The sequence below is a fragment of the Sphingobacterium endophyticum genome (genome assembly GCF_009733535.1).
GTDB classification, from domain to species: domain Bacteria; phylum Bacteroidota; class Bacteroidia; order Sphingobacteriales; family Sphingobacteriaceae; genus Sphingobacterium; species Sphingobacterium endophyticum.
In genome coordinates this window covers 109,281-135,790 of sequence record NZ_SMMI01000012.1, presented here as the reverse complement: position 1 = coordinate 135,790, position 26,510 = coordinate 109,281, and the positions used below count along the sequence as shown (strand labels likewise).

The following is a 26,510-nucleotide window of genomic DNA, read 5'->3' as shown; positions in this document are numbered from 1 at the left end:
GAATAGCCATGGAGCTCCGGGATATGATAACTGCTATTCTAATCATATTTGCAGGAGGCGACCCAGGTAAAGTTTTTAAAACATAAAAAATGGTCGGAATTTCTTCCGACCATGACTACCTAAATTGGTGGCTTTTTCATTTTATTAAAAAATAGATTTAGTGATTTTATACGAGTAAGGTAAATACATGGGCAATGCGGCAGAACCATACCAAGTATACAAGTTGTAGGAAAGCAAACCGGCTTTAACCGCTGGGTCAGATTCTACAAGCAATTTAGCTTCTTCTTCAGATTTTACATTATTGAAGATAAACAAGCCTCTGAATTGATCTAAATTCTTTCCAAAAGGACCAGCGACGATTAATTTTTCCCTTTTGACCAAATCATTAATATTATTCATATGGCCTTTAAAAGCTTCATTGATGAATTCCTTATTATCATTTTTTGAAGTTCCAGTTTTTAAAACCACAAAATAATATGATTTCATTCCATAATCATCGGCACCTAATTTAGTGGCTAATCCTGCATCAAATTTTGGATTGTCAGCATTGATTGCAATATGATCAGGCTTATACAATCTAAGATATTGCTCCTTTCCTTGTCCATAAATTCGAACATTCAATTTAGGTAATGAATCAATACTATATTCATATGTGATTTCTTGTGGAAAGTCATGGTCATAGTTCACAAATTTTACTTTCTTTTTCACATCATCCATTTCACCCTTAAAAAGAATAGTCTTTCCCTCATTTTGATTTAGGACCGTTGCTGCCAATATCAGCTGGCCATTAATAAGACTGATATCGAGGTATTCAGAAATGACAGGAACTTGATCGACCATTTTGTATCCAAAACCTTTCATGTTTGTTTCGGAAACAATGTTCCATTGTTCAGCGTCTAAGGATCCAGAAATCATCCAATTTCCATTTAAAAATTCAGGAATTGTTTTCTGGGCATAAACTGGCCATACAAAGCAGAGAATTAGTAAGGTTAAACAACTTTTCATATCAAATATTTTAGGTAAAAATAAATATTTTTCCTCCCAATTCTATATGATCAATCAAGCGAAGGAATGTTCCATATTGGAATATTCCAAAATAAACTGTTCAACTTTCTCTACCATATTTTTACTCCCGATTATCAATGAAGTCCTTTGATGAAGTTTATGAGGTATAATATCTAAGATGCATTGATCACCTGTACTGGCTTTTCCACCTGCCTGTTCAGCGATAAATGCTAATGGATTACATTCATACATCAACCTCAATTTTCCATTTGGATACTGAAAGGTATCAGGATATAGAAAAATCCCACCCTGTATTAAATTTCTATGAAAATCAGCAACTAAAGAGCCAATATATCGCGATGAGTATGGTCGGTTTGTATCCTGATCTATCTCTTTACAGAACTGTAAATATTGTTTTATCGCCATTGAAAACTGGTTGTAATTACTTTCATTCACAGAATAGGTTTTGCCAGATTCAGGTATTTTCAATTCCGGATGAGAGAGGCAGAATTCACCAATAGAGGGGTCCAATGTGAAACCATTAACTCCCGTACCAGTACTATAAACCAGCATCGTCGAAGAACCATAAATAATATATCCAGCAGCAACTTGCTTTCTCCCAGTTTGAGTAAAATCGATATGCTGTAGGTCCCCTTCTGAACTTACTCTTCTATAAATAGAAAAAATAGTTCCAACAGAAACATTAGCATCTATATTTGAAGAACCATCTAGCGGATCAAAATAAACCATATATTTACCAACAGCATATTTATTCTTTTTTAAAAGATTGATTCCATCTTCATGCTCTTCAGAAGCCAAATAGCAACATTCCCCAACTTTTTCTAGTGCATCCATAAAATAATGATCGGCAAACACATCTAGTTTCTGCTGTTCTTCACCTTGAATGTTTGTATTACCCAGCTTTCCTAAGATATCTGCTAATCCAGCTTTATTAACTTCTCGATGAACAATTTTGGCAGCAAGGGAAATTGCCTGCAGCAATTTAGTAAAATCACCTTTGGCTTGCGGAAAATGAGTTTGTTGTTCAGTGATGAATTGTTCTAATGTTTGAATACTCATATTTACATGGATTAACTGAAAGCTTTTTCTATTTCTTGGGGAATAAATTGCGCATAATTGTTGTCAAACATATTTTTCAATTTTTCAGCCAATTCATCATAAGCTTCAGAATTATCCCAAACAAGTCTCGGGTTCAATAGATTTGACGGAATATCCATACATTCTCGTGGCATTTGCAGGTCAAATATTGGATGTTTATCAAAACCTGCCTCAGCAAGATTACCTTCTAAAGCTGATCTAATTAATTGGCGAGTATATTTCAATTGAATTCTTCTACCGACCCCATAAGGACCTGCCACCCATCCCGTATTAACTAACCAAACTTGAATATTTGGATTTTCTTCAAGTTTCTTTTTTAACATTTCAGCATAGAACATAGGATGCAAAGGCATAAATGCAGCACCAAAACATGCAGAAAAAGTAGCAGTTGGGGTTTTTACTCCCATTTCAGTTCCTGCAACTTTAGCCGTGTATCCATTGATAAAATAATACATGGCTTGTTCAGCAGATAGTTTAGATATTGGAGGCAGAACACCAAAAGCATCTGCACTTAGAAAAAATATATGATTTGGAGATGCTCCGAAACCTTTTGGATTAACGTTTTCAAGAAACTCAATTGGATATGAGGCTCTCATATTCTCGGTAATACTGCTGTCCTCGTAATCAACCTGCCTAGTACCTGGTTTAAAATTTACATTTTCCAGTAAGGCACCAAATCGAATCGCATTAAATATTTGCGGCTCATGCTGACCTGTTAATCCGATTGCTTTTGCATAGCATCCACCCTCAAAATTGAATACTTCATTTTCTGTCCAACCATGTTCATCATCACCAATAAGTAAGCGACCATGATCAGAAGATAAGGTTGTTTTTCCAGTACCTGAAAGGCCAAAAAACAATGCAGTATCATTCTTTTGACCAACATTCGCCGAACAATGCATGGTCAATACATTATGTTTGAGCGGTAAATAATAATTTAAGGCTGAGAAAATACTTTTTTTAATTTCACCAGTATATGCAGTACCAATGATTAAGACAACTTTCCTAGAAAGATCCAATACGACACAATGGGATGTAGGGAGTCCCAAATCTTCATAATCTTGAATTTTCATGTTAGATGCAGCCAAGACGGTCCAATCTATATTTTCAAATTTTTCAATGTCTTTGTTGATAAACATGTTATGTACAAAGATATCCTGACATGGACTTTGGGTAACAGTTAAAACATTTTGAGCAAAATTCTTGTGATTACATGCCTGTACCGCTCGGATATAGCAAGGCTTATCAGATAAGTAGTTGCTAACCCTTTTTAGGAGTAAATCAAAGAGTTCGGGATTCATAGGTTTGTTAACCTTCCCCCAATTCACGTGGTCTGTGGTTTCTAAATCTTTCACCAAGAATCTGGATTCGGGGGATCGACCTGTGAATACTCCGGTCTTAAAATTTAAAGCGCCCGTTTCTGTGAGGGTTGCTTCTTGATTTTTAATCGCTTGCTCAACCAGTTCCGCAACTGGGAGTTGAAAATAAATTGGACCTGTAGGGAGGATGCCTAAAGAGTCCAATAGATTACTGATTAAATTTGTCATATATAGGCATTATTTTGCGAACAAAGCTATAAATATTTTTAGCTTAAAAAAAAGGAAATTTAGCATATTGTAAATTTTACACTGTTTTAACTACCTGATAATCAATGTTATAATTTTTCATTTTTTATTATAATTAATTTAGCAAAAATTACCAGTAAAAATGAAGAAATTAAAGAATAGGCATTTAAACTGTTTAAACCCATTTTTGTACGAAAATGAGCAATTAATAAGGTTTTTTAGGTAAAAAACAATTTAATTGAAATGAAAATGTAGTTAATTTTCTACCTTGCTAAAATGAAATAACCAAATAGATTAAGAAAATGACAAAATATGTTTATGATTGTTCGAAATTTCTTTAATATTTAAAGGATTATTTTGAAAGTTGTCAGTTAACTAAAAACATGACAATTGGAAAATAATAATATACATTAGGATTACTTTTCGAATAAGCATTCAGTTGTATATTTATGTCCATGAAGAACATCAATTATTCTCTATTAGAATTAGCAACATTGTGTAAAAATAAATCAGCATCAGATGCTATAGAAAGAGCAACAAAAGGTGCTGAACATATAGATAATTTAGGATTTACTAGACTATGGTTAGCTGAGCACCATAATATGGAACACATAGCAAGTTCAGCAACTTCGGTGCTGATAGGTCATATCGCTGGAAAAACCAAAAATATCCGTGTAGGATCTGGAGGGATTATGCTACCTAATCATTCCCCTTTGGTTATTGCAGAGCAATTTGGCACATTGGAATCTATTTATCCAAACAGAATAGACTTGGGATTAGGAAGAGCACCTGGCACAGATCAAGTTACTGCTATGGCATTAAGAAGGAATAATTTAAATACAGCATTTTATTTCAAAGATGATGTTCTAGCACTTCAAAAATATTTCAGCGATGAAAACGTAAGTAGTAAAGTAAGGGCATTTCCCGGAGAGGGGTTAGATATACCAATCTGGATATTAGGTTCAAGTACGGATAGTGCTTATTTGGCGGCTGAATTGGGTCTACCATATGCATTTGCAGCACATTTTGCACCAGCTATGTTAAAATCCGCTTCTGAGATTTATAGGATGAATTTTAGGCCTTCAGAGCAATTGCAAGAACCTTATTTTATGGTATGTGTAAATATAGTTGCTGCAGAAACAGATGAAGAAGCGTCCTATCTATCAACAAGTCTTCAAAACCTATTTGCTGGAATTATAACAAATCGCAGAATGCCATTATCGGCCCCCACAGAAAAGCCAATTTATCACGGCATTCCAGAGATTGAGCAAGCTGTACAGTCCATGACCTCAAGTACATTTACAGGAACTGCTAAGACTTTATCCAATAAATTACAGCAATTAATTAATGAGGTTCAGGCTCAAGAGATTATGACGACAAATTATATCTTCGACGATGAAAAAAGATTAAAATCATTTGACATCATAAAAGAAGCTTTTGACCAGATCAACCAGGAATAGAAAATTAATAATTTGCTTAAATATTTTAAGGTGCTTTAAAAAAGCGCCTTTTTTAATACCCTATATTTAGGGTATTTGCTTAAAATAAGCAAAAAAAACAGCCAAAATAGCAATTATGCAAAACGTTTATGCTTAAATACTGTTATATTTACTACATCACACGAAACTAAATCTATCTTAAAAATAGATTCGCAAAACGTTGTATTAATAGGCTTCAGTTTTGCATTAAAGGTATACGAATAATAATTAATGTGATTTAGTAATTAACAATTTTGGAGATATCAGTTAGGTATCCATATTGACAATTTTAGATTGTCTTTAAGGATTAATAATTATTGATAGAAGCAAAAAAAGTGATTTCTAAATAAGTGAATCTATCGCATCTCTATTTTTTAAATAGTGGGATTTGCCTATGCACTAAAACTGCTAAAATCATGAATTGAATTTAACTGAGATCCAATGATTAATAAAAAATTGGATTATGATTTGGAATTCTGCCTATCTAGACCCGTACCTGGCAAAGGTGCCGAAAAACATCTACAACCAAGTTGTAAGTGAAAAAGAACTTAAAACCGACGAATCGGATGCTGTATATATTGCAATAATTGGTGGCGGTCCAAAAGGATTTTACGCCCTAGACCGTTTTATATCCAAAGCGATGCAGGCAAACATCAATAAACCGGTGAAGATTCACTGGTTCAATCATTCGAAAGAATTTGCATCGGGGCCTAATTTTCATCCCAACCTACCCTCCTATTTAATTATGAATGACTGTATTGCAGAGATCAGTTGTTGGGAATCCATGGACAGCCCCCATTCAATTCCAAATAAGTTAAAACTGATAGACTGGATAAACCTTAATAAATCAGGAGAGGAAGGTCCGAAACCATCTGACTTTTGTTCGAGAGAATTGATGGGAGTATACCTCATGGATGCACTAAATAAAACATTGGAAAATAAGCCTGAACATGTCGATGTAAGTATGGTTCATGGGAATATTTCGGACTTAGATATATTTAATAATAAAATTAAATTGACGAGTTCAAAAATGAGACTTCCATTTTTATATGAATCAGCAATATTATGTACAGGTCATAGCTATTCAAATATGGAACAAGAAGAAGTTATGATGAAAGCAGCAAAGAATAATGAAATCATGTATCTCCCCCAGGCCTACCCTGTGGAGTTATTGGATGAGATTCCAGCTGCAGTTGACGTGGCAATAAAAGGGATTGGATTAACTTTTATGGATTCGGTATTGCATTTGACAGAAGGCCGAGGCGGTATATTTTATAAGCAAGATAATGAATATCGATATTTACCTTCCGGATATGAACCCACCATTTATCCATTTTCAAGGAGGAATTTACCGATGTTACCAAGAAATGCTTTCTGGAAAGGTAATAAATACCAACTAAAAATCATGACAGATGAATGGGTTGCATCGATGAAGAATATAAAAAGAAAACTAAATTTTGAGAGGGATATCTTACCAACCTATAATTTAGAGGCACAATTAGCCTTTTACACTTATATTCATGCAACAAAAGAACTGTCGGATTCTGAAATTTTAGACTTTATTGAAACCTTTGATTCGAGCAATTTATTTTCAATAAGTGCTTTGATCGATCCCATAACGTACTCAAAAGTCCCGATGGAATCCAATTACCATGAATTCATTGTGGATTTAGGAATTTACAGTTTGAAACTTTCGGACCATGGAGAATTAAAAAGTCCGATGTCGGCAGCAATTGCAGCACTTAGGGAAGGCTTTTTTAAGATTGCAGAATTATTTTCTCATAATGGTTTTGATGCAGAGTCCCAAGAATCTTTTGAAAAACATTGGTTGGGATTTATTAATCATTCGGCTTTTGGACCACCTCGAGATAGCATAGATAAATTATTTTGCTTAGCTAAGGACGGATTTGTAAAATTTATTTACTCAGAAGAACCTCAAATACTCGTTACTTCAAATAGTCTAATGATTAAAAATTCTTATTTAGAAAAGGAATTTAATTACCTTATAGATGCTAGAATACCTAAGGGAAATTTACAATTAAAGAACAACCATTTATTTGAACGGCTACGCAAAAAAGGATATATAAATGAAATTAGAAATGGTGAGTACCTGAATGGCAAGATTTTAATTGATAAAGAAGGAAAGCTTGTCGGGGATATTCATAATAGTCTAATTTATCTTTATGGTATACCAACTGATGGGACTCACTTGCAGACAGATTCATTATCTAGAAATTTAAATAATTTTAGTAATACTTGGAGTTCTGCTACTATTGAAAGAATATTAGCTAAAAATTCATCAGATGGATACTCATTATATAGCTCTAATTACGCTGATGGTAGTTACATAAACTTAACACCGAATTAACAATGAACTAAAAGTCAATTTCTATTTTTGATAATATAAAAATTATTAAAATGATAAAAGACGAAGTAATGACACAAGATGTGAATTCTTATTTAGTAGAATTCCTTTATGATGGTGATGATTTTAACTCAGAAGAGGATTAAAATCCACCATCATATTTTTTACCTGACCTTCCCCTCTCTACAATCAATCTCTTACAATTTTCCATTATTCAATTTCAAATTGAAAATTTAAAATTTAACAAAGTTTAAATTTATATCTTATTTTTATAATTCCATTCTATTAATTAACTTTAAATTACATACGTTTATTTATGATTAACGTGAATGCCAATTATATTTTTGATCATGAAAAGTACCGCCTTGAATTCTGATAAAAATTTGTATATCAACTATTTTAAATTTGTCAGTTATTACGCATTTAAATTAACAGGAGATCACGAGTATTCGGAAGACCTAGCGCATGATGCATTTACATCTTATTACTTGAATAAAAGTAAGGTGTCAGAAAACCCAAATGCCATAAAATCATTTCTATATACAAGTGTAAGAAATAAACTATATAATGAACATAAGAGGCTCATGGTTAACCGTCGCTATTGGGATAAAACAGGATTCAATGAAATAGATTCCTTGGATTTAGATCGGTTGATCATTCAAAACGAATTATTGGAAGAAATTGACAAACTAGTAAATTCATTACCGAGAATGTGTCAGCAAGTTATCAAACTTAGTTTTTTTGATGGATTAAGTAATAATGAGATTAAAGAAAAATTAAATATTAGTATCAATACGGTAAAAACCCATAAAAAAAGAGGTTTAAACTACCTTCAACAACATTTAAATACGGAACATTATCTTTTACTGCTCATCTATTTAACTTAAAAATAAAAATTTTTTAAAATTTAGTTCATCCTTTTTCTCTATCATATTTTCTAATAGATAATTATGAGCCAAAAGGAAAAATTAATAGCCAAGTTAATACTTAAATATATAGAAGGATCATGTTCTGTCAGAGAAATTCGAAAACTTAATAATTGGATAGAATCGGATATTAAGAATAAGGAATTTTTCATAAAAGTAATTGATCCCTCCCATCTCCAAAAAGAATTAGATATTTTAAACTCCTTTGATGGAGAAAAATCATGGAGTAAAAGACAAAAGGCAAAAAAATTAGATTTAAGAAGATTCATTAAGTCATGGTCAATAGCGGCAAGTATTCTAGTCATTTTAAGTACGCTTACTTATCTTAATAAGGATATCCTCTCTTTTCATAAGAAAAACAGCAATTCCGATTTAAAAGAAAAAAAAGTATCTAAACTTTCAGATAAAAATCCTGCTAGCCTTGGTGCTAAATTGGAGTTTCCTGATGGTAGTACCCTTCAACTCACTCAGCCATTAAAAATCAATTCTAAAGGAGATTTTTACAGCATTAATAATAAGCTTATTTCAGAAAACTCTTCTAAAGAATTAAACGAAGAAATTAAATGGTTTAAAATAAATGTGCCGGTAAATCAATTTTATTCTATTCAACTTCCTGATGGGAGTTCAGTCTGGCTCAATTCAAATTCAGAAATCCAATTTCCTTCCAGATTTGATTTAAAAGAAAGAATTATTTCAATGAAAGGGGAAGCCTATTTTGAAATAAAAAAACTTAAAAATCAATCATTTACAGTAAAAACGGATCAAGCAAACATCCGTGTTTTAGGAACTTCATTCAATTTAAATAATTATAAGAATAAGCTCTTTGCTACACTCGCAGAGGGAAAAATAGATATTCAAACAAGAATCGAGAATCGGATTTTGCATCCAAATCAAAAAGCATCAATCAGTAATGATTCTATTGCTGTAATTGAAACAAACCTTAAGAAAGAATTGGCATGGAAGGACAACCAATTTTATTTCCAAAACGATTCTTTAGAAGAGATATTATTTCAGATAGAAAATTGGTATGGATTAAAGACTAATTATCAATCCTTTAAATCAGATGACCAAACATTCAGCGGAACCATAAATCGAGATGTTAACCTATCACAATTCTTAGAAATACTTTCCCGAACCTCCATATATACCTTTAAAATTTCTGAAAACAATTTAATTATTAACTCAAAAAAATAGAAAAATGCCGTTTACTTAATCATGATTCTAGGATAAATAATATTACTATTAAGTTCCTAATCAAATAGCACTCCCAATTATAAACACAAATCAATTTTAAAATGCAGTACTTTTTAGTTAACAAGAAACTGGAAAGAAAAAGGGCTATCCCCTATTCTATCCATGTTAAAATTGTTAGGCATGTCTTTTTAATGTTAATATTTTCATTAAACATCCTTATCGTTCAAGCAAGCAATCAATCAATAACATTGAAATTTCAAAAAGCAAAATTAAATAGAGTTTTAGAAGAAATTTCAAATCAAACAAAATTTCAATTCTTTTATAATGATCAAATAAACCAAGTTACTGGGCCCATCACAATCGAATTAAGCGGTGCAACCATTACCCAGGTTTTAGACAAGATACTTCCAAAAAATAAATTAGAATATCAAATTACAGAAAGTCAGATTACCATAAACTTAAGAACCACAAATCGTTCAAATTCAAATGTTCAGAGCCAGGAATATATAGAAGGTAGTATCAAAGATATAAATGGAGTGCCATTGGTTGGAGCTTCCATCAAAGATAAAAGATAGCCAAATAAGTACCACCAGTTCGGCATCTGGAACTTTTAGGATTTTGTCAAAGCCAACGGACATCCTTATCGTGACCTACATGGGCTATAAAATGCAGGAGGTATCAGTTGCTGGGCGGAAAAACATTCCAATTACGATGTATAAGGAGGATCAAATGTTGGAGGCAGTTGATGTAGTAGCCACGGGATATCAAACAATTGATAGGAGAAAATTCACTGGTGCTGCAACAAAAATCAAAGCCGAGGACGCGCAACGTTTTGGGGTTCCAGATGTATCAAGGATGCTAGAGGGACAAGTTTCAGGAGTTTCTTTTCAGAATGTTTCTGGCACATTTGGAGCTGCACCTAAAATTAGGGTACGTGGTGCAACATCCATCACCGGAGATAATAAGCCTTTATGGGTTGTGGATGGTATTATTTTAGAAGATGTCATTAATATTTCCAATGATCAACTTTCTACAGGAGATGCATCCACACTTTTAGGATCATCTGTAGCGGGGATAAATCCTGATGATATTGAAAGTTTTGAGATCTTAAAGGATGCTGCCGCAACCTCACTTTATGGAGCAAGAGCAATGAATGGGGTAATTATTATAACGACTAAAAAAGGTCGCGAAGGTAGTCAGTCAGTTTCGTATTTAGGAAATATGACCACTTATTTGCGACCATCTTACTCCCAATTTGACATATTAAATTCCTACGATCAAATGTCGATTTATTCAGAAATAGCAAGAAAAGGCGCCATAGATTATGCCCTAATTAAGAATAATATGAATTCTGGAATATATGGGAATCTTTCCAGAGCGCTTTCAACCTGGAAGAAGGATGGGACTCCTTTGGTTGAAAATACACCTGAAGGAAGGGAGGAATTTTTGAAAAGATATGTCTATCAAAATACAGACTGGTTTAAAACGCTATTTAACAATTCCTTACTCCAAGAGCATTCACTTAGTTTTTCGAATGGCACAAATAAAGTTCAGACGTATTACTCGACTTCCTTTTTACAGGATAACGGATGGGCGAAAGGCAATGGAGTTAAAAGATATACTGCGAATGTTAGGGGAAATTTTCATATCAGAGAAGGACTGACTGTAGGTTTATTAACTACGGGTTCCATTCGAGACCAAAAAGCACCCGGAACTTTAGGCCAAGACAGTAATCCTGTTACAGGAGCTGTGTCAAGAGATTTTGACATCAATCCATTTTCATATGCTTTAAACACTTCCCGGGTAATTGCACCATTTGATGAAAAAGGTAACCGAGAATTTGTCACAATGAACTATGCTCCATTCAACATACTAGAAGAGTTGGATAAAAATTATATGGAATTGAAAATGTTGGATTTAAAGGTACAAGGAGAATTGAACTACAAACTTCCAAAGAACATTCGCTATGATTTTATTGGAGCATTTCGATATGCGAGTACAGGGAATGAGCATAAAATAAATGAAAATTCGAATTTAGCAAATGCATATCGTGCGGGTACTATCTATGGAGTTGATGGAGTAGAAAACAGCATAATATCGGATGCAAATAGATTTTTATATCGGGATCCGAAAAACCCAGATGCAAGACCAAAGACTGTTCTCCCCTATGGAGGAATGTATATTAACAATGAAAATATGCTCAAAAGCTTTTATTTGAGAAATAGTTTAAACTGGAATCAAAGCTTTGGAAAGAATTACATTACAGCTTTTGCCACACAAGAATTAAGGTTTTTAGATAGGATATCCAAAGAATCGACAGGATATGGTTACCAATTCGACAAAGGAGGAGTTCCTTTTATAGATCCCAACATTATAAAAATGATGGTGGAGGGAAATTTTCCATATTATAAAATGGAGGTTTTTTCAGATCGATTTATTGCTTTTGCCAGTAATGCCACCTATTCATATGATGGAAAATATCAATTTACGGGTACAGCAAGATATGATGGGTCAAATCAGTTAGGTAATAGTCGTGTTGCCCGTTGGTTACCAACTTGGAATTTATCTGGTTCTTGGAATATTGATCAGGAGGACTTCTTTAAGAATCAAAGCTTCTTTAACACCTTAACAATTCGGGGAACCTATGGTTTAACCGCAAGTATGGGTCCAGCTACGAATGCGAGTCTTGTTTTAAGGTCTGGAGGTGTTAATAGACCTTTTCTTACGGAACAAGAACCCGTAATTAACATCGAATATTTGGAGAATAAGGATCTTACTTGGGAAAAACAGTATGAGGCCAATGTCGGAATTGATGCCAGTTTCTCGAATAGAAAATATCAAGTGGTAATTGATTTATATAATAGAGATGCCTTTGATTTAATAGGTCCCATGCGTATTTCTGGAATTGGAGGAGAATCGATCAAATTTGCAAATTATGCAAACATGAAATCAAGGGGAGTTGAAATACTATTTAAGGCCACAATTTTCAATCGTAAAGATTGGGGTTGGAAAACTCAATTGACCAATGCATTTTACAATAACAGGATAACTTCAATTCGAAATGAACCGACAATTTGGAATTTGGTAAATTCAGTTGGAGCTGCAAAAGAAGGGTATCCTCACCGTGGATTATTTTCAATAAATTTTAACAAGCTACATGATTTCAACGGGACACCCATCTTTGTCAATGAGAAAAATGAAATATCAAACAATGTTTTTCTGCAAAGTATTCATACGGATTATTTAAAATATGAAGGATCTGTCGACCCAACCTTTAATGGTGGTTTATATAATCAATTCAATTATAAAGGCTTCAACCTATCCTTTTTGGTTACGTACAGTGCCGGTAATAAAGTTAGACTAAATCCTATATACAGAAATTCTTATTCTGAGCTAGACGCCATGTCTTATGATTTTTTAGATAGATTTCTGATTCCATATGAGAACCTATCTCCATCAATTGCGACCGTCAGAACAAATTCCAAACTTCCAGGAGAACAGGTTTACAATGCATACAATTATTCTACCCAACGGATTGCAGATGGCGGATTCATTCGGATGAAACAAATCACACTTGGTTACCAAGTCCCGAAGAAACTATATGAAAAGGCAGGATTCAATAATATTAATATTAATCTAGTTGGCAACAATCTGTTTTTGCTTTATTCAGATCCAAAGCTAAATGGCCAAGACCCTGAATTTTATGGAACTGGGGGTGTTGCACTTCCGATTCCGCGTCAATTTACACTATCACTTAAAGCGGGATTTTAAACACTGAAACATTATGAAAATTAACTCCATATATATAATAATTATATCGATTATTTGTTCGGGATGTTCGAAATTTTTGGATACTCCCCCTGATTTGAGGACAGAATTGGACTCAGCAACCAAAATTGCAGAATTATTAACCTCTGCATATCCAAAAGGGAATTATATTCCATTTACGGAATCCGCTTCTGACAATGCGGGTGATAAAGGTCTAATCCTTCAGTCGGTTAATATGAATAACATGAATCCTTGGATGTTCAAAGATATTGAAACATCAGACCCTGATTCGCCTACATTTTATTGGTACTCGGCATATAAAGCAATTAGTGCATCCAACCATGCTTTAGAAGCAATTGAAAAGCTCAAACTATCCAAAGAATGGAATTCATTGCGTGGTGAAGCCTTATTAACAAGAGCATATGCGCACCATATGTTAATTATATTATTTAGCAAAGATTATGAGCCATCAACGGCATCTACTGATATTGGTATTCCTTATGTCACACAGCCAGAACAAAAAGTATTAGAAAAGTACGACAGAGGGACCGTCAAATCAGTATATGACCAAATTGAGAAGGATTTGGTTGAAGGCCTACCCTTACTTGATGATAATCGGTATAAGGTGAAGAAATATCACTTTACAAGAACGGCAGCTCATGCATTTGCGACACGATTTTACTTATTTAAGCATGACTATAAGAAAGCGATTGAACATGCAATTCTATCATTAGGGAGCAATATTGAAAATCAAATTCGTCCAGTAAATACAAGAGAATTTGCAGCCATGGAATATTTAACCATGGAACAATGGTATAGCAGTGTAGATAACCCAACAAATCTACTATTGTCGGAAACAGCAACATCCTGGGGAAGGGACTTTGTTTTAAATCGTTTTGGGTTATCTCGAAACATTATGGCAGAATTAATATTTGACAAAAACATCACTACCGGAGCTTTTGGGTATCCCATATTTGGAGGGACTGATTATGCCTTGCATATCCCTAAGTTTCGGGAACATTTTGTTAGAACAGGTTTAAATGCACAATATGGGATGCCATATAATATGGTTCCATTATTTACAGTTGATGAATTATTATTAAATCGTGCTGAAGCATATTCTAGAATGAAAATGTTTGACCAATCCATTAAGGACATCAACACCTTTATTAGCAAAAAAGTCTACTATTCATCAGACATGCCTCAGTATGTTCCACAAGTACATAGTGTAAATCCTCGTCGTATAAACGCTTTTTATGGAACCTTGGATTTAGAGGAAAATATTGTAAAGACAATATTAGATTTTAAGCGAAGGGAATTTTTGTTTGAAGGTCTTAGGTGGTTTGATATTATTAGGCATAAAATTGTTGTCATTCACAAATCCTATGATGAAAAAGAGACTTATGTTTTAGGTATCAATAGTCCAATGCGCATTTTTCAACTTCCGGCAGAAGTTATCCTTTCTGGAGTTGAACAAAACCCAAGATAATACATTATGAAATTTTATATTTTAACCGTTGTAACACTCTGTTTTATTATCATAAATGGATGTTCAAAAGAAAAATTGCCTACCGATCCCATTGTTGATTTGGGAGGTGACCGCTGGGCACCCAGTCCACTAGATAATTTTATAAAAGAGCAATTTATTAAAACTTACAATATTGAAATCAAATATAAATGGTCGCCTTTTGAAGTCAATTATAACAGAACATTAGTTCCAGCCCAAGAAAGCAAAGTCATTCCTGTCCTTAGAGCTGTCCGTGATATCTGGATGAAACCCTATGAAAAAGTCGGGGGAAAGAATTTTCTGAAACTATTTTCAATAACAAAATTTGTATTGGTTGGAAGTGCTGAATATAATAATAATGGTACTATCGTCTTAGGGACGGCCGAAGGCGGTACAAAAGTCGCTTTATATTTAGTCAATGATTTTGAACTTAAAGAGAAACCGACCGTTGTCCAAATGTTGCACACCATACATCATGAATTCGCTCATATATTACATCAGAACATTCATTATCCTCAAGCTTGGCGAGGAATAAGTACACAATGGTATACACAAACATGGATTAATACTGATAAAAAGACAGCAAATTCACAAGGATTTGTTTCGAGCTATGCAAAGTCTGCCGAATCAGAAGATTTTGTAGAGACCATTTCATTTCTTCTTGTAGAAGGTCAAAAAGCATATGATGACCTGATAAAAGAAAATATGGAGATGGAAAAAACCTTTAGGCTCAAAGAAAGGATTGTACATCAATATTACAAGGACGCTTTTAACATCGATTTTAAATCCTTACAAAAGGAAGTTCAAACAGCCTTATTAACGCTTACCAAAACCGAAACAAAATGAAGTACCTGATAACAACGATATGTCTTTGTTTCCTCCTACTATCCTGTAAAAAGGAATTTGAAGGCACAAGACCTGATAGTAAGATTAATCAATTAAAAGAGGAATATTCAGACCAATTAATTAAATCGAAAGAAGGCTGGATCGGAATACTATATCCAAAAGGAGGAGGAAGCTATACCTTCAAATTTAGTTTTGACAACAAAAACCGGGTTAAAACCTATGCTACAATAGATAAAGAAAAAACTATTAAATCAGATGAAAGTTCCTACCGCTTGGTCGCGGATCAAATTGTGAGTTTATATTTTGACACGTATTCTTACTTACATCAATTGGCAGATCCTGATGAACGAAAAAATGGTGGATTGAGAGGCGGTGGAAAGATATCTGATTTTGAATTCTCTTTTATTCAGAATTCTAAAGACACCATTAAATTACGTGGTAACCATAATGAAAGTGAATTAATATTAATTCGTGCAAAAGAAGGTGAAGGTGACAATTATATAAGCAAAACATTTGCACAGGCGATGAAAATCGATGAATTAAATCAGCTTTCCAATTATTATAACAGCATACAGATAAATAAGAAGGATTACGGATTTATTTTGAACACTGAAATAAACTGCATTACTTTTTATTATGATGATAAGGGAAATTACAAATCATTTACTACAGAGTATGCTGTTATTGCAGATGGGATTGTTTTAAGGAAACCATTTGAAGCTAATGGAGTAAGGATTTCAACATTTAGTGATTTTCAAATTAATAAAACAACAAATCAAATTTCCGTACAGTATAATGGCCAAGTTAAAGCACAGATTAAAAATGTAAGTAAACCTATAAGTATAGATAAGGAAGCTCCAAGAAGAATGTATATGATCGACAAAATGCATACTTCCAGCACCGGATTTACAATTTCAGGAGTCAAAGATGCCATCGGCCTTACAAAGATTCAAGGATTCAACATGTTTCTTTTTATTCCAAGAAGGTATATAGATCCCCTAGATGCGTTTTATCTAATTCATTCAGAAGATTTTCATTATGGGCCAATATTCAACACAATTTATAATGACGAAGGAGTATTATTTTTTAAACCCTTTCAACTATTATCAGGAATTCCTCCAGGTACTGCGTATGAACAATTATTTATAGATCAGAATAAGTTATGGTTTGATCCCGCAGGGTTTAATGTATTTCAAACTGGTAAGGATTGCTTTGATTTTGTAAGCAGGAAGGATAGTAAAATTTGGATAAGATTTAAATAAGAAGAATTATGAAAAAAATATTCGCATTCATAGTGATTGTATCTATATTTTCTGGTTGTAAAAAAGGAGAATTAAAGGATATACCTCTAGAAAAAGTCTGGGAAGATCCCCATGAAAAATTAAAAATATTAAAGGAAATTCTAGCCTCGAATAAAGATGGTTGGGAATACACTATAACTTATGGAGATCATAAAACTGTCAGTTATGGCTATCTTGGCTTTAACACAGCGAGTAAATCTGAATTTGTAAGCGATTTTTCCAAAAATTTTTCATCTTTTGGGGAAACTGATTATAGTTTAGCGGTCATTCAAGCAAATCCATCGATAAGTTTCAAACCGAATTCAAGGTTTTCAAATTTTGCAGCAGATGCGAAGCATATAGATACCTTATGGACTTACAAAAATAATGTTAAGGACACTATATATTTGGAAGGTGAAATCTTTGGAGCCAAAATGAAACTTTTCAAATGCTCTTCAGAAAAACTTAAAAAATTGAAAAGTAATTCAATTAATTCAGATGTAGAGAAGATTAAAAAATTAGCATTAATGCCCCGTTACTTTTATCATTTTCAATATGGTTCAAAAACAATTGGATTAGAGATTGACACAGCAATTAGGATGTTAAGATTTATTTCGGGGACTGGTCTAAAGCCAGTTGTTAAGGAAACAAAATATTATTTTCATGGCGATGGCATTACACTTGAGAAACCAATTTTATTGGAGGACAAAACATTAAATGTTTTGGAAGGATTTGAAATTGGCGAGAAAGATTTAAAGATACGTGGGGGCCTGAAAATATTGAATGAAAGTGTCCCGAAGGTCTATGATCAAAAACCAGTAAGAGAATTTGAGGGAGATTTCAACACCCGTTTATGGTGGGAATCCACTCAGGTTTTTGGCACAAGAAATCAAAATGATATTGCTGGCTTTACAAAAATACCCGGCTATACAATATTTAGTCTTGCACCATATTATGCCTATTTTGAGGAGGGGAAAGTTTTTCATTGGTTCTTTGGAATCAATGTAAATGGAGACAATCCAGGCAGCTATGCCGGTCCGCTATCAAGAATTGAAAAAAATGGAATTTTAAGATTTATAAAACTTTTAGAATCAGAACCAGCTGAAGATCCGGCCGTATTGAAAAGTATGGGGATTACAAATTCATATATTTATAACCCGAAAGGATTTTATGTTATTCGAACAGGAGTTGGTTACACTTTGGTAGATGCCAGAGATGGCCTAACATGGGCATATTTTCAAGCTCCACCAGATTTGTCATTATAATAAAATAAAGAGCATCTCCCTATCTTTTGGAGGTGCTCTTTATTTTTAAATATTTAACAATCTATGTTGACTTGCAGTAAAAAGATTTCTAAAAACAATATTTAATTCATTCTCTCTTTGTGCTGCTCGAATACCTAGGTTTGGCAATAAATCAATAGCATTTAATTTAATATTTTTCACCAAATCCTTAGACAAGCTAGAAATTGAATCTAATATTTCTGGTTCAGTTATTTTGTTCTTTTCAGCATTATCCCAGACCAGATCTGCTAATTTTTTTATTTGCTCTACATGGATTTCAAAAGATGTCCTCATTTGATCCAATGTTCTAAATCTAAGTTTACTGTATGTACTGACCCAATTTGGATCCTTGGATTTTTCAAAGTAATATTTCTCAGATAAATCCAAAAAGCGTTTAAACATTCCTATATAATTCATTAGAAGCGTCAATTCTGCAAATGGCAAAAAAGGAATATTAAAGAGAGGGGATTCATTCTTTTTTGCATGAGGAGCAAGAATAAATGCATTTTCTTGAGGAATCCTTACATTTTCCAATGAGAAAGAGTGGCTGGCCGTGCATTCAAGGCCAAATGTATCCCAATCATAATGAAATAATACATGTTCTCTCGGAACAAAGAACGAATAATATACAGGTTCTCCATTTTCATCAAGCAGTTCTTGGCCGTTCTGTACAATTTTAGCATTCAGTGTAAAGTGAGTTAAATGCGGTGCCCCCGTGGCATAGCTCCAAAAGCCGGAAATGATAAAGTCATTAGCATCTTTGATAGCCATACCTCCCACTCTACCACTTCCACCCAAGCATACCTTAGGATCTTGCCATATCTGAGTAGCTAAAGATGGCTCAATAAATCCTGCAAACATATTAGCACCAGAACATAGTGTAATTGTCCAGGCAAGTCCAGCATCCCAATATGCCAATTCTTCAATCAGTTCCAATCCGGAAGGAAAAGTCAATTCCAAACCATTTAATTGCTTTGGAACCCAAATATTAAACCAGTTGTATTGATAGATTAATTTTAACTGATTATCAGACAGGCTTTTTTGCTGTATTCCTACCGATTGATTCTCCTGAATTATTGTTATTTGTTGGTCCGTCAGCATTTATTTAATTGATGTAAGCGATTGATAAGACATAATTTTTTTCCATTTAATATAGCCGAAAATTGCTATAACGAATAAGAAAGCAGTTAAAGCAGCAAATAAATACAGGTCTTTATGAATTAATAAGGGAATAGCAAATAGATTACTGATGTTTAATAAAATCCAATTTTCAATTTTTCTCCTTGCTAAAAGCCACATGCCTGCCCAAGCCGTGGAAGTCACCCAAGCATCCCAAACCGGGACATCAGAATCAGTAATAAATCTTAACAAAAAGTAAAAGATAATAAAACCTCCGAACACGATCGATCCTACAATCAACCATTCTTTATTGTTTGTCTTTGTAATCGGCTGTTCAGTTTCTGCCTTATTACTTATCCAAAACCACCAACCATACAAGCTCATTACCAAATAATAAATTTGCAAGGCAATTTCGGCATATAAACCAGCGGTAAAAAGAACATACATTCCAGAAAGTATCCCCAATATTCCAAATAAATAATTGGATACTTTATTATTTTTTGACAGCAAAACTTGTATTATTCCGCAAATGACGGAGAAACGTTCTAACCAAGAGGTTAGTAAAAAAGCTTGAGTGATATTGTTGAATATTTCCTCCACGAATAAGGGGTATTAAGAATATCCTTATGGGGAGCTAAAGGTTTAATTAAATACCTACGCCAGCATTACCTGGATCAGGTTCATTCCACAAAAGATGGAATTGGGTATAATCTCAGCCTAAAATATGTCCCGCCTGGAGGCAGGACATATTAGCACCCCATAAGAGTTAAATATTATTTATCTAATTGTAAGATTGCAGAAGTACGTTCTCGGGTTGAGTCACATAAGGCCGCATCATCATTTAGTTTTTTACCCCAAGATGGAATCATCTCACGTAATTTCTTGCGATACGAGTCTGATTTTGCACGTTCAGGGAAACATCTTTTCAATAAACTAATCATAATGGCTACTGAAGTTGAAGCTCCAGGGGAAGCACCTAATAATGCCGCAATTGAGCCGTCGGCACTCGATACTACCTCAGTACCAAATTCTAAAATCCCACCATGTTTAGGGTCTTTTTTAATTACCTGCACACGTTGACCAGCCTTCTCAATTTCCCAATCTTCCATCTTTGCAGTAGGCATAAATTGTTTTAATGAGTCTAGTTTATCTTGAGGTTTTTTCATAACCTCAGTAATCAAATATTTTGTCAAGGGAAGATTGTCTAAACCTGCAGACAGCATAGGCCTAATATTCGACAATTTAATGGAAGCAGGAAGATCAAAATAAGAACCTTTTTTCAGGAACTTTGTAGAGAATCCAGCATAAGGTCCAAATAACAAGGCTTGCTTACCATCGATATATCTAGTATCTAAGTGAGGCACCGACATTGGCGGAGCACCTACAGATGCTTTACCATATACTTTAGCATGATGAGCTTTAATAATCTCAGGATTATTGCATCTTAACCACTGACCACCTACAGGGAACCCTCCATACCCTTTTGCTTCAGGAATACCGGATTTTTCTAATAATAATAAGGAGTGGCCACCAGCGCCTATAAATACGAATTTCGCAAGAATTTCGCGTTTTTGACCAGTTTTCAAGTCTTTCACTTCAACTTCCCAACGACCATCATCTTCACGATCTATGTCTTTAACCTCCTGATTCAAGGATAATTTAATATTATCTTTTCCATCCAGGTAAGTAATCAAATCTTTAGTCAAAGCTCCAAAATTAACATCTGTTCCGATGTCCATTTTAGTTGCAGCAACTGCTTCATTTTTATCCCTTCCATCCATCATCAAAGGTACCCATTCATTCAACAATGATTTATCCTCGGTGTACTCCATCCCTTTGAACAAATTCTGTTTAGTCATGGTTTCGAATCTAGTCTTCAAGAACTTTACATCCTTTTCACCAAAAACGGCAGACATATGAGGTACTTTACGAATAAAATGGCTTGGATTCTTAATGATATTTTTTTCGACAAGGTAAGACCAGAACTGTTTAGAGATTTCGTATTGTTCAGCAATATTAATTGCTTTGTCAATCTTAACACTTCCATCAGGCTGTTCTGGTGTATAGTTTAATTCACAAAGCGCCGAGTGACCTGTACCGGCATTGTTCCATGCATCAGAACTTTCCGCAGCAACAACATCTAAACGTTCAATTATTTCAATATTAATATCAGGACTTAGCTCATTAATTAACGTACCTAGCGTCGCACTCATGATCCCTCCACCAATTAATACGACATCTACTTCCGTTTTCTTTGTTTTCTTACCCATGGTTTTTAAATGAAATACAAAATTAATATTCGGTTTATATTAAAGCGAATAAATTTGTCAGAAACGTTTCAAATATTTGTGATTTTATCAATAAATACCTACTTGCTTATTCAATTCTACCATATAGCCACTTTTTTTACTGTTCAACACTTTCTAATGCTATTCATTTTTTGTATTATGCAGTTTATTTTCCACTTTTGTGGACATTAATTTAACGAACATTAATATTTTAATATGAAATTGTTAGCCGGAAAAACAGCTTTAATTACAGGGGCATCAAAAGGAATAGGTCGTAAAATTGCGGAAGTATTTGCAGAAAATGGTGCAAATGTAGCATTTACATATCTATCATCGGTAGAAAAAGGCCAAGCCTTGGAAAAAGAACTTGAACAATTCGGAACAAAAGTAAAGGGATACCGTTCAGATGCTTCAAAATTTGATGAAGCTGATAAACTAATCAATGATATCGTTGCTGATTTTGGGACTTTAGACATCGTTGTAAACAATGCTGGAATTACAAAAGATGGCTTATTAATGCGAATGACAGAAGAAAACTGGGACGATGTAATCAATATCAACCTAAAATCGATTTTCAATGTCTCCAAAGCTGCTTCCAAAGTCATGATGAAAAACCGTAAAGGAAGCATTATCAACATGAGTTCAGTAGTAGGTGTACAAGGGAATGCTGGACAAGCAAACTATGCTGCATCAAAAGCTGGTATCATTGGATTTTCAAAATCATTAGCGAAAGAATTAGGTTCAAGGAATATTCGCACGAACGTCGTAGCACCAGGATTTATCCGTACCGAAATGACAGATGTATTGGATCCAAAGGTGGTTGAAGGATGGGAAGCAAATATCCCGTTAAAACGTGCTGGCCAACCTGAAGATGTAGCCAATGCCTGTTTATTTTTAGCATCAGATTTATCTGCTTATATCACTGGTCAGGTTATTCCTGTCTGTGGCGGAATGTTGTAGAAATAATTAATTTAGAAATCATATAAAGACTTCCTTGTGGAAGTCTTTTTTATTGGAATACAGCTTATATCTCCTCTAGAAAAACAGTAATCGTATATTTGCAGCAATGGGAACAACAGATAAAATATTTAACATCAAAACGGAGATAGAATTTAATGAGCTAGCCCTAGATATTTTTAGATTTCAAGCTAAAAACAATCCCGTGTATGGACAGTTTGTTGATATTTTAGGAATAAACCCGATGCATGTAAATCATTACCGAAATATTCCTTTTTTACCTATTCAATTTTTTAAAAGTCAAGATATTATTGTCGATAACAAAAATGCTGAAGTCATCTTTACTTCATCGGGTACAACAGGAATGATAACGAGCAGGCATTTAGTAGCAGATACAGAATTGTATATTAAAAGCTTCAGAAAAACATTTGAAAAGTTTTATGGAAATGTGGAGGACATAGCGATTGTTGCACTCCTTCCATCCTATTTAGAACGATCAGGTTCATCCCTCATTTATATGATTGATGATTTAATCAAAAATTCTAATCAACCAGAAAGCGGCTATTTTTTATATAACCATGAAGATCTAGCCAATACCCTCAATAAGCTTAAAGAAAACAAGACTAAAACAATTTTATTTGGAGTTACCTACGCACTATTAGATTTTGTTGAAAGATTTCAAATAGATTTTCCTGAGCTTATTGTTATGGAAACAGGTGGAATGAAAGGCAAAAGGAAAGAAATGATCCGAGAGGAGTTGCATGCTATTCTTTGCAAAGGATTTAACGTCGCAAGCATTCATTCAGAATATGGAATGACGGAATTATTATCACAAGGATATTCAGAAGGATTCGGGTTATTCTTTACTCCTGATTGGATGAAGGTCCTGATCAGAGATACGAATGACCCGTTAACCCTGTTAGACAATAAAAAAACAGGAGCTATAAATGTCATTGATTTGGCCAATTATAATTCCTGTTCTTTTATTGCTACTCAAGATTTAGGAAAATTCCATCAAGATGGTTCCTTTGAAATCCTGGGTAGGTTTGACAATTCAGATATCAGAGGATGCAACCTCTTAGTCCAATAGTTTATTGTAAACTTGGATCATCAAAAGTATTTCCGGCGTTAAGATCTCCAGTTTCATATCCTTTTTTAAACCAATACATACGTTGTTCAGAAGAACCGTGGGTAAATGATTCCGGATTAGACTGACCATACGCTTGTTCTTGAATATGATCATCTCCTACTGCAGCTGCCGCACGCATACCTTCAACTATATCATCGTAAGTGATCTCAACATCCGTTGATTTATTTAGATAATGCGCCCAAACACCAGCATAAAAATCTGCTTGAAGTTCAGTCATTACAGATATTTTGTTGTTTTCTCGTTCGCTTAATTTAGATCTTAGTGAATTGGTTTGGGAAAGCACACCAAAAATGTTCTGTATATGGTGTCCGACTTCATGTGCAATTACATATGCCAAAGCGAATTCTCCTTTAGCACCATATTTTTGTGCTAATTCTCTATTGAAACTTAAATCAAGATAAACTTTTTGGTCTCCTGGGCAATAAAATGGTCCAAATGCAGACTGTCCCATACCACAACCTTCAGTTTGCGTGCCTTCCGTGTAGATTACCATGGTTGGTTTTGGATACGATTTACCATTTTCCTGAAAAATTTTTGTCCAAACATCATCGGTACTTGCCAAGACTACATCTGCAAAATCCATTAATTTATCTTCTTCAGGGGTAGATTGGTATTCTCCTTGTTCATTGACTGATCCTTGTTGACTTTGTCCCATTTGATTTAAAAGATCGTTCGGATCTCCGCCCATTAAAAAGCCAATAATCAATACAATCACTCCCCCTATTCCCCCAAGGGTAAGTTTTTGTCCCCCGGACATACCTCTACGATCTTCAATATTTCCGCCTCGACGGCCGCCTTGCCATTTCATAAGTTTTCTATTTAATTTTAGTTTGTTTTGGTTACACTACAAATTCTTTGCCATAGCATATAAATAGCCATAACTTAGTTCTAAGGTACAATTCATTCCCCTCATTTAAAATGCTTATCTTTGAATTCATTATTTTATTACCAAACATATGTTATTAGACGATCTGAAAAATAGAAGTGAGAACCAATGTGAATTGTGCCGATCAACTGAAAACCTTGATCTTTATGAGGTTCCTCCTACTTCAACACCTTCATTAGATAACAGTATATTGATATGTTCTGTTTGCAGAAGTCAGATAGAAAAAACCGAACAAATTGATTCAGCACATTGGAAAGTTTTGGGAGAAACCATGTGGTCTGAATATTTGCCAGTACAAGTTACAGCTTGGAGAATGTTAAGCCGGTTGAGAAATGAAGGTTGGGCAAGTGATAATCTGGAAATCCTATATCTTGATGATGACACTTTAGAATGGGCGAAAAAAACAGGTGATCATGAATCAGAAGCATTAGTAGAATTTCACCAAGATTCAAATGGCACAAGGTTGTTTGAAGGAGATACTGTCGTATTAATCAAAACATTAGATGTTAAAGGATCCAGTATTTCTGCAAAACTAGGTACGGTAGTTAAGAACATTCGACTTGTTCATGACAATACAGAACAAATAGAAGGCAAGATTGAGGGTCAAACCATCGTTATATTAACTAAATACCTTAGAAAAGGATAATTTTTTATTCAAGCAATTTAACATGAAACGATATTTAATTTTATTATTCCTTGGCATAACATTCCTTTCGACCAATGCACAAGAAAAAGTGGATGCAGAAACCATGGAAAAAGTTATTGCAAAACCACAAACTCAAATTTTAGATGTCAGAACTGCTGAAGAATATAAAGGCGGTCATATGCCAAATTCAGTTAACATCGATTGGAAAGAAAGATCAAAATTTGAGAAAGCAATAAAAACACTTGACAAAGATCAACCTGTATATGTTTATTGTTTAGGAGGAGGTCGAAGCAAGCAAGCCTCTGAATTTCTTACTCAGCAAGGGTTTAAAGTTTACGATTATTCAGGTGGGATGATGGATTGGAGAAATGCAGAAAAACCTGAGATAAAACCAGATAACAATGAAGAAGTCAAGGGGTTAACAACTGATGATTTTGAGAAAATCATTCATTCTTCAGATGTCGTACTTGTTAATTTTTCTGCGGTTTGGTGTGTTCCATGCCAGGAGTTAAAACCTACTATAGAGAAAATTGAAAAGGAACAATCTAATAAAGTTAAGGTGGTTAAGATTGATGCCGATCAAAATAAAACCTTAATGAAAGCATTAAATGTTCGCGGTATTCCTCAGCTATTGCTTTTCCAAAAAGGAGAAATTATTTGGAATAAGACCGGTGTTCCTACCGAGGGTGAAATATTAGCTCAAATCAATAAAACTACCAACTAAAAATTCTTGTGAACCAAATAGCATTAGTTACAGGCGCAATATTAGGTATACTATCTATTATTTTTGGAGCATTCGGTGCTCATGCCTTGAAAAAAGTATTAACTGAAGAAAGATTGGCCTCTTTTGAAGTTGCTGTTCGCTATCAAATGTATGCAGCAATTACACTGTTGATTATTGGATTTCATTTAAAATTCGATGGCAGCATGGAGAATTGGGCATATTATGGAATATTTGGGGGATGTATCTTATTCTCTGGAAGCATCTACTTTTTAAGTTTAAAAGACCTGCTGAAGGTCAACCTTAGATTTTTAGGCCCTATTACTCCCTTAGGAGGATTACTAATGATTATAGGATGGTTAATGCTCCTATTGTCATTTTTAAAATAAAATGATTAAAAAAAAGAG

Annotated in this window: 22 protein-coding genes; 15 read left to right on the top strand and 7 right to left on the bottom strand. The window is 34.1% G+C overall.

The features are described 5' to 3' along the window. Window positions 1–144: 144 nt before the first annotated feature. Genes E0Y80_RS20645 through pckA form a run of 3 tightly spaced genes read right to left on the bottom strand, consistent with a single transcriptional unit; the run spans window position 145 to window position 3,671 of the window. Window positions 145–1,005 (bottom strand): YciI family protein, encoded by an 861-nt coding sequence (locus E0Y80_RS20645; RefSeq protein ID WP_197091619.1) that lies wholly within the window; start codon window positions 1,003–1,005, stop codon window positions 145–147. Between the two features lie 54 nt (window positions 1,006–1,059). Beyond that, a complete protein-coding gene (fbp, locus tag E0Y80_RS15070; RefSeq protein WP_156308498.1) occupies window positions 1,060–2,085 on the bottom strand; it encodes a class 1 fructose-bisphosphatase in 1,026 nt (341 codons plus the stop codon). An 11-nt stretch (window positions 2,086–2,096) separates the two neighbouring features. Further along, window positions 2,097–3,671 carry a phosphoenolpyruvate carboxykinase (ATP) gene (gene pckA, locus E0Y80_RS15065; RefSeq protein ID WP_156308497.1) on the bottom strand — a complete coding sequence of 525 codons (1,575 nt, stop codon included), beginning with the start codon at window positions 3,669–3,671 and terminating at the stop codon, window positions 2,097–2,099. A gap of 473 nt (window positions 3,672–4,144) precedes the next feature. On the opposite strand from pckA, the gene E0Y80_RS15060 reads away from it, so the two are divergent. From E0Y80_RS15060 to E0Y80_RS15015, 10 genes are all read left to right on the top strand, one after another. Beyond that, a complete protein-coding gene (locus tag E0Y80_RS15060) occupies window positions 4,145–5,149 on the top strand; it encodes an LLM class flavin-dependent oxidoreductase (protein ID WP_156308496.1) in 1,005 nt (334 codons plus the stop codon). A gap of 481 nt (window positions 5,150–5,630) precedes the next feature. Then, the gene (locus tag E0Y80_RS15055; RefSeq protein ID WP_156308495.1) at window positions 5,631–7,535 is read left to right on the top strand and encodes an FAD/NAD(P)-binding protein; all 1,905 of its coding nucleotides are present in this window, start codon (window positions 5,631–5,633) and stop codon (window positions 7,533–7,535) included. A 347-nt stretch (window positions 7,536–7,882) separates the two neighbouring features. Next, entirely contained in the window at window positions 7,883–8,419 is a 537-nt protein-coding gene (locus E0Y80_RS15050) for an RNA polymerase sigma factor (protein ID WP_197091618.1), read from the top strand. Between the two features lie 63 nt (window positions 8,420–8,482). After that, complete coding sequence (locus E0Y80_RS15045) at window positions 8,483–9,652, top strand: FecR family protein (RefSeq protein WP_156308493.1); 1,170 nt, start codon at window positions 8,483–8,485, stop codon at window positions 9,650–9,652. Between the two features lie 101 nt (window positions 9,653–9,753). Next, on the top strand, window positions 9,754–10,227 hold the full coding sequence (locus E0Y80_RS15040) for an STN domain-containing protein (protein WP_156308492.1): 474 nt from the start codon (window positions 9,754–9,756) through the stop codon (window positions 10,225–10,227). Further along, window positions 10,184–13,423: a SusC/RagA family TonB-linked outer membrane protein gene (locus E0Y80_RS15035; RefSeq protein WP_156308491.1), complete on the top strand. Its 3,240-nt coding sequence runs from the start codon at window positions 10,184–10,186 to the stop codon at window positions 13,421–13,423. Before E0Y80_RS15040 ends, E0Y80_RS15035 begins: the two co-directional genes overlap by 44 nt. A gap of 13 nt (window positions 13,424–13,436) precedes the next feature. Next, a complete protein-coding gene (locus E0Y80_RS15030) occupies window positions 13,437–14,909 on the top strand; it encodes a RagB/SusD family nutrient uptake outer membrane protein (protein ID WP_156308490.1) in 1,473 nt (490 codons plus the stop codon). Window positions 14,910–14,915: 6 nt separating this feature from the next. Then, on the top strand, window positions 14,916–15,773 hold the full coding sequence (locus tag E0Y80_RS15025) for a substrate import-associated zinc metallohydrolase lipoprotein (RefSeq protein ID WP_156308489.1): 858 nt from the start codon (window positions 14,916–14,918) through the stop codon (window positions 15,771–15,773). Beyond that, the gene (locus E0Y80_RS15020; protein WP_156308488.1) at window positions 15,770–17,035 is read left to right on the top strand and encodes a DUF4302 domain-containing protein; all 1,266 of its coding nucleotides are present in this window, start codon (window positions 15,770–15,772) and stop codon (window positions 17,033–17,035) included. Before E0Y80_RS15025 ends, E0Y80_RS15020 begins: the two co-directional genes overlap by 4 nt. Before the next feature lie 8 nt (window positions 17,036–17,043). After that, window positions 17,044–18,318 carry a DUF4302 domain-containing protein gene (locus tag E0Y80_RS15015; RefSeq protein WP_156308487.1) on the top strand — a complete coding sequence of 425 codons (1,275 nt, stop codon included), beginning with the start codon at window positions 17,044–17,046 and terminating at the stop codon, window positions 18,316–18,318. Window positions 18,319–18,363: 45 nt separating this feature from the next. On the opposite strand, the gene E0Y80_RS15010 is transcribed toward E0Y80_RS15015, so the two are convergent. The 3 genes from E0Y80_RS15010 to E0Y80_RS15000 all read right to left on the bottom strand — a co-directional run bounded on the left by E0Y80_RS15010 (window position 18,364) and on the right by E0Y80_RS15000 (window position 21,725). Further along, window positions 18,364–19,437, bottom strand: coding sequence for an acyl-CoA dehydrogenase family protein (locus E0Y80_RS15010; RefSeq protein WP_156308486.1), 1,074 nt, complete (start codon window positions 19,435–19,437; stop codon window positions 18,364–18,366). After that, on the bottom strand, window positions 19,438–20,055 hold the full coding sequence (pnuC, locus tag E0Y80_RS15005; protein ID WP_197091617.1) for a nicotinamide riboside transporter PnuC: 618 nt from the start codon (window positions 20,053–20,055) through the stop codon (window positions 19,438–19,440). It lies immediately after the preceding gene. A 173-nt stretch (window positions 20,056–20,228) separates the two neighbouring features. Continuing rightward, on the bottom strand, window positions 20,229–21,725 hold the full coding sequence (locus E0Y80_RS15000) for a malate:quinone oxidoreductase (protein WP_156308485.1): 1,497 nt from the start codon (window positions 21,723–21,725) through the stop codon (window positions 20,229–20,231). 234 nt (window positions 21,726–21,959) lie between these two features. Between E0Y80_RS15000 and fabG the strand changes: the two genes are divergently transcribed. Together fabG and E0Y80_RS14990 are read left to right on the top strand one after the other, a co-directional pair. Then, window positions 21,960–22,703 (top strand): 3-oxoacyl-[acyl-carrier-protein] reductase, encoded by a 744-nt coding sequence (gene fabG / locus E0Y80_RS14995; protein WP_156308484.1) that lies wholly within the window; start codon window positions 21,960–21,962, stop codon window positions 22,701–22,703. A 106-nt stretch (window positions 22,704–22,809) separates the two neighbouring features. Beyond that, window positions 22,810–23,790, top strand: a complete 981-nt coding sequence (locus tag E0Y80_RS14990; protein WP_156308483.1) for a LuxE/PaaK family acyltransferase — start codon at window positions 22,810–22,812, stop codon at window positions 23,788–23,790. 1 nt (window position 23,791) lies between these two features. Here the strand turns inward: E0Y80_RS14990 and ypfJ are convergent, their stop codons facing one another. Beyond that, window positions 23,792–24,658 (bottom strand): KPN_02809 family neutral zinc metallopeptidase, encoded by an 867-nt coding sequence (gene ypfJ / locus E0Y80_RS14985; protein WP_156308482.1) that lies wholly within the window; start codon window positions 24,656–24,658, stop codon window positions 23,792–23,794. Between the two features lie 148 nt (window positions 24,659–24,806). On the opposite strand from ypfJ, the gene E0Y80_RS14980 reads away from it, so the two are divergent. From E0Y80_RS14980 to E0Y80_RS14970, 3 genes are read left to right on the top strand one after another with little or no spacing between them, the layout of a single operon-like run. After that, a complete protein-coding gene (locus E0Y80_RS14980; protein ID WP_156308481.1) occupies window positions 24,807–25,382 on the top strand; it encodes a PhnA domain-containing protein in 576 nt (191 codons plus the stop codon). A 22-nt stretch (window positions 25,383–25,404) separates the two neighbouring features. Further along, entirely contained in the window at window positions 25,405–26,106 is a 702-nt protein-coding gene (locus tag E0Y80_RS14975) for a thioredoxin domain-containing protein (RefSeq protein WP_156308480.1), read from the top strand. An 8-nt stretch (window positions 26,107–26,114) separates the two neighbouring features. Beyond that, entirely contained in the window at window positions 26,115–26,492 is a 378-nt protein-coding gene (locus tag E0Y80_RS14970) for a DUF423 domain-containing protein (protein WP_156308479.1), read from the top strand. The last annotated feature ends 18 nt before the right edge of the window (window positions 26,493–26,510 follow it).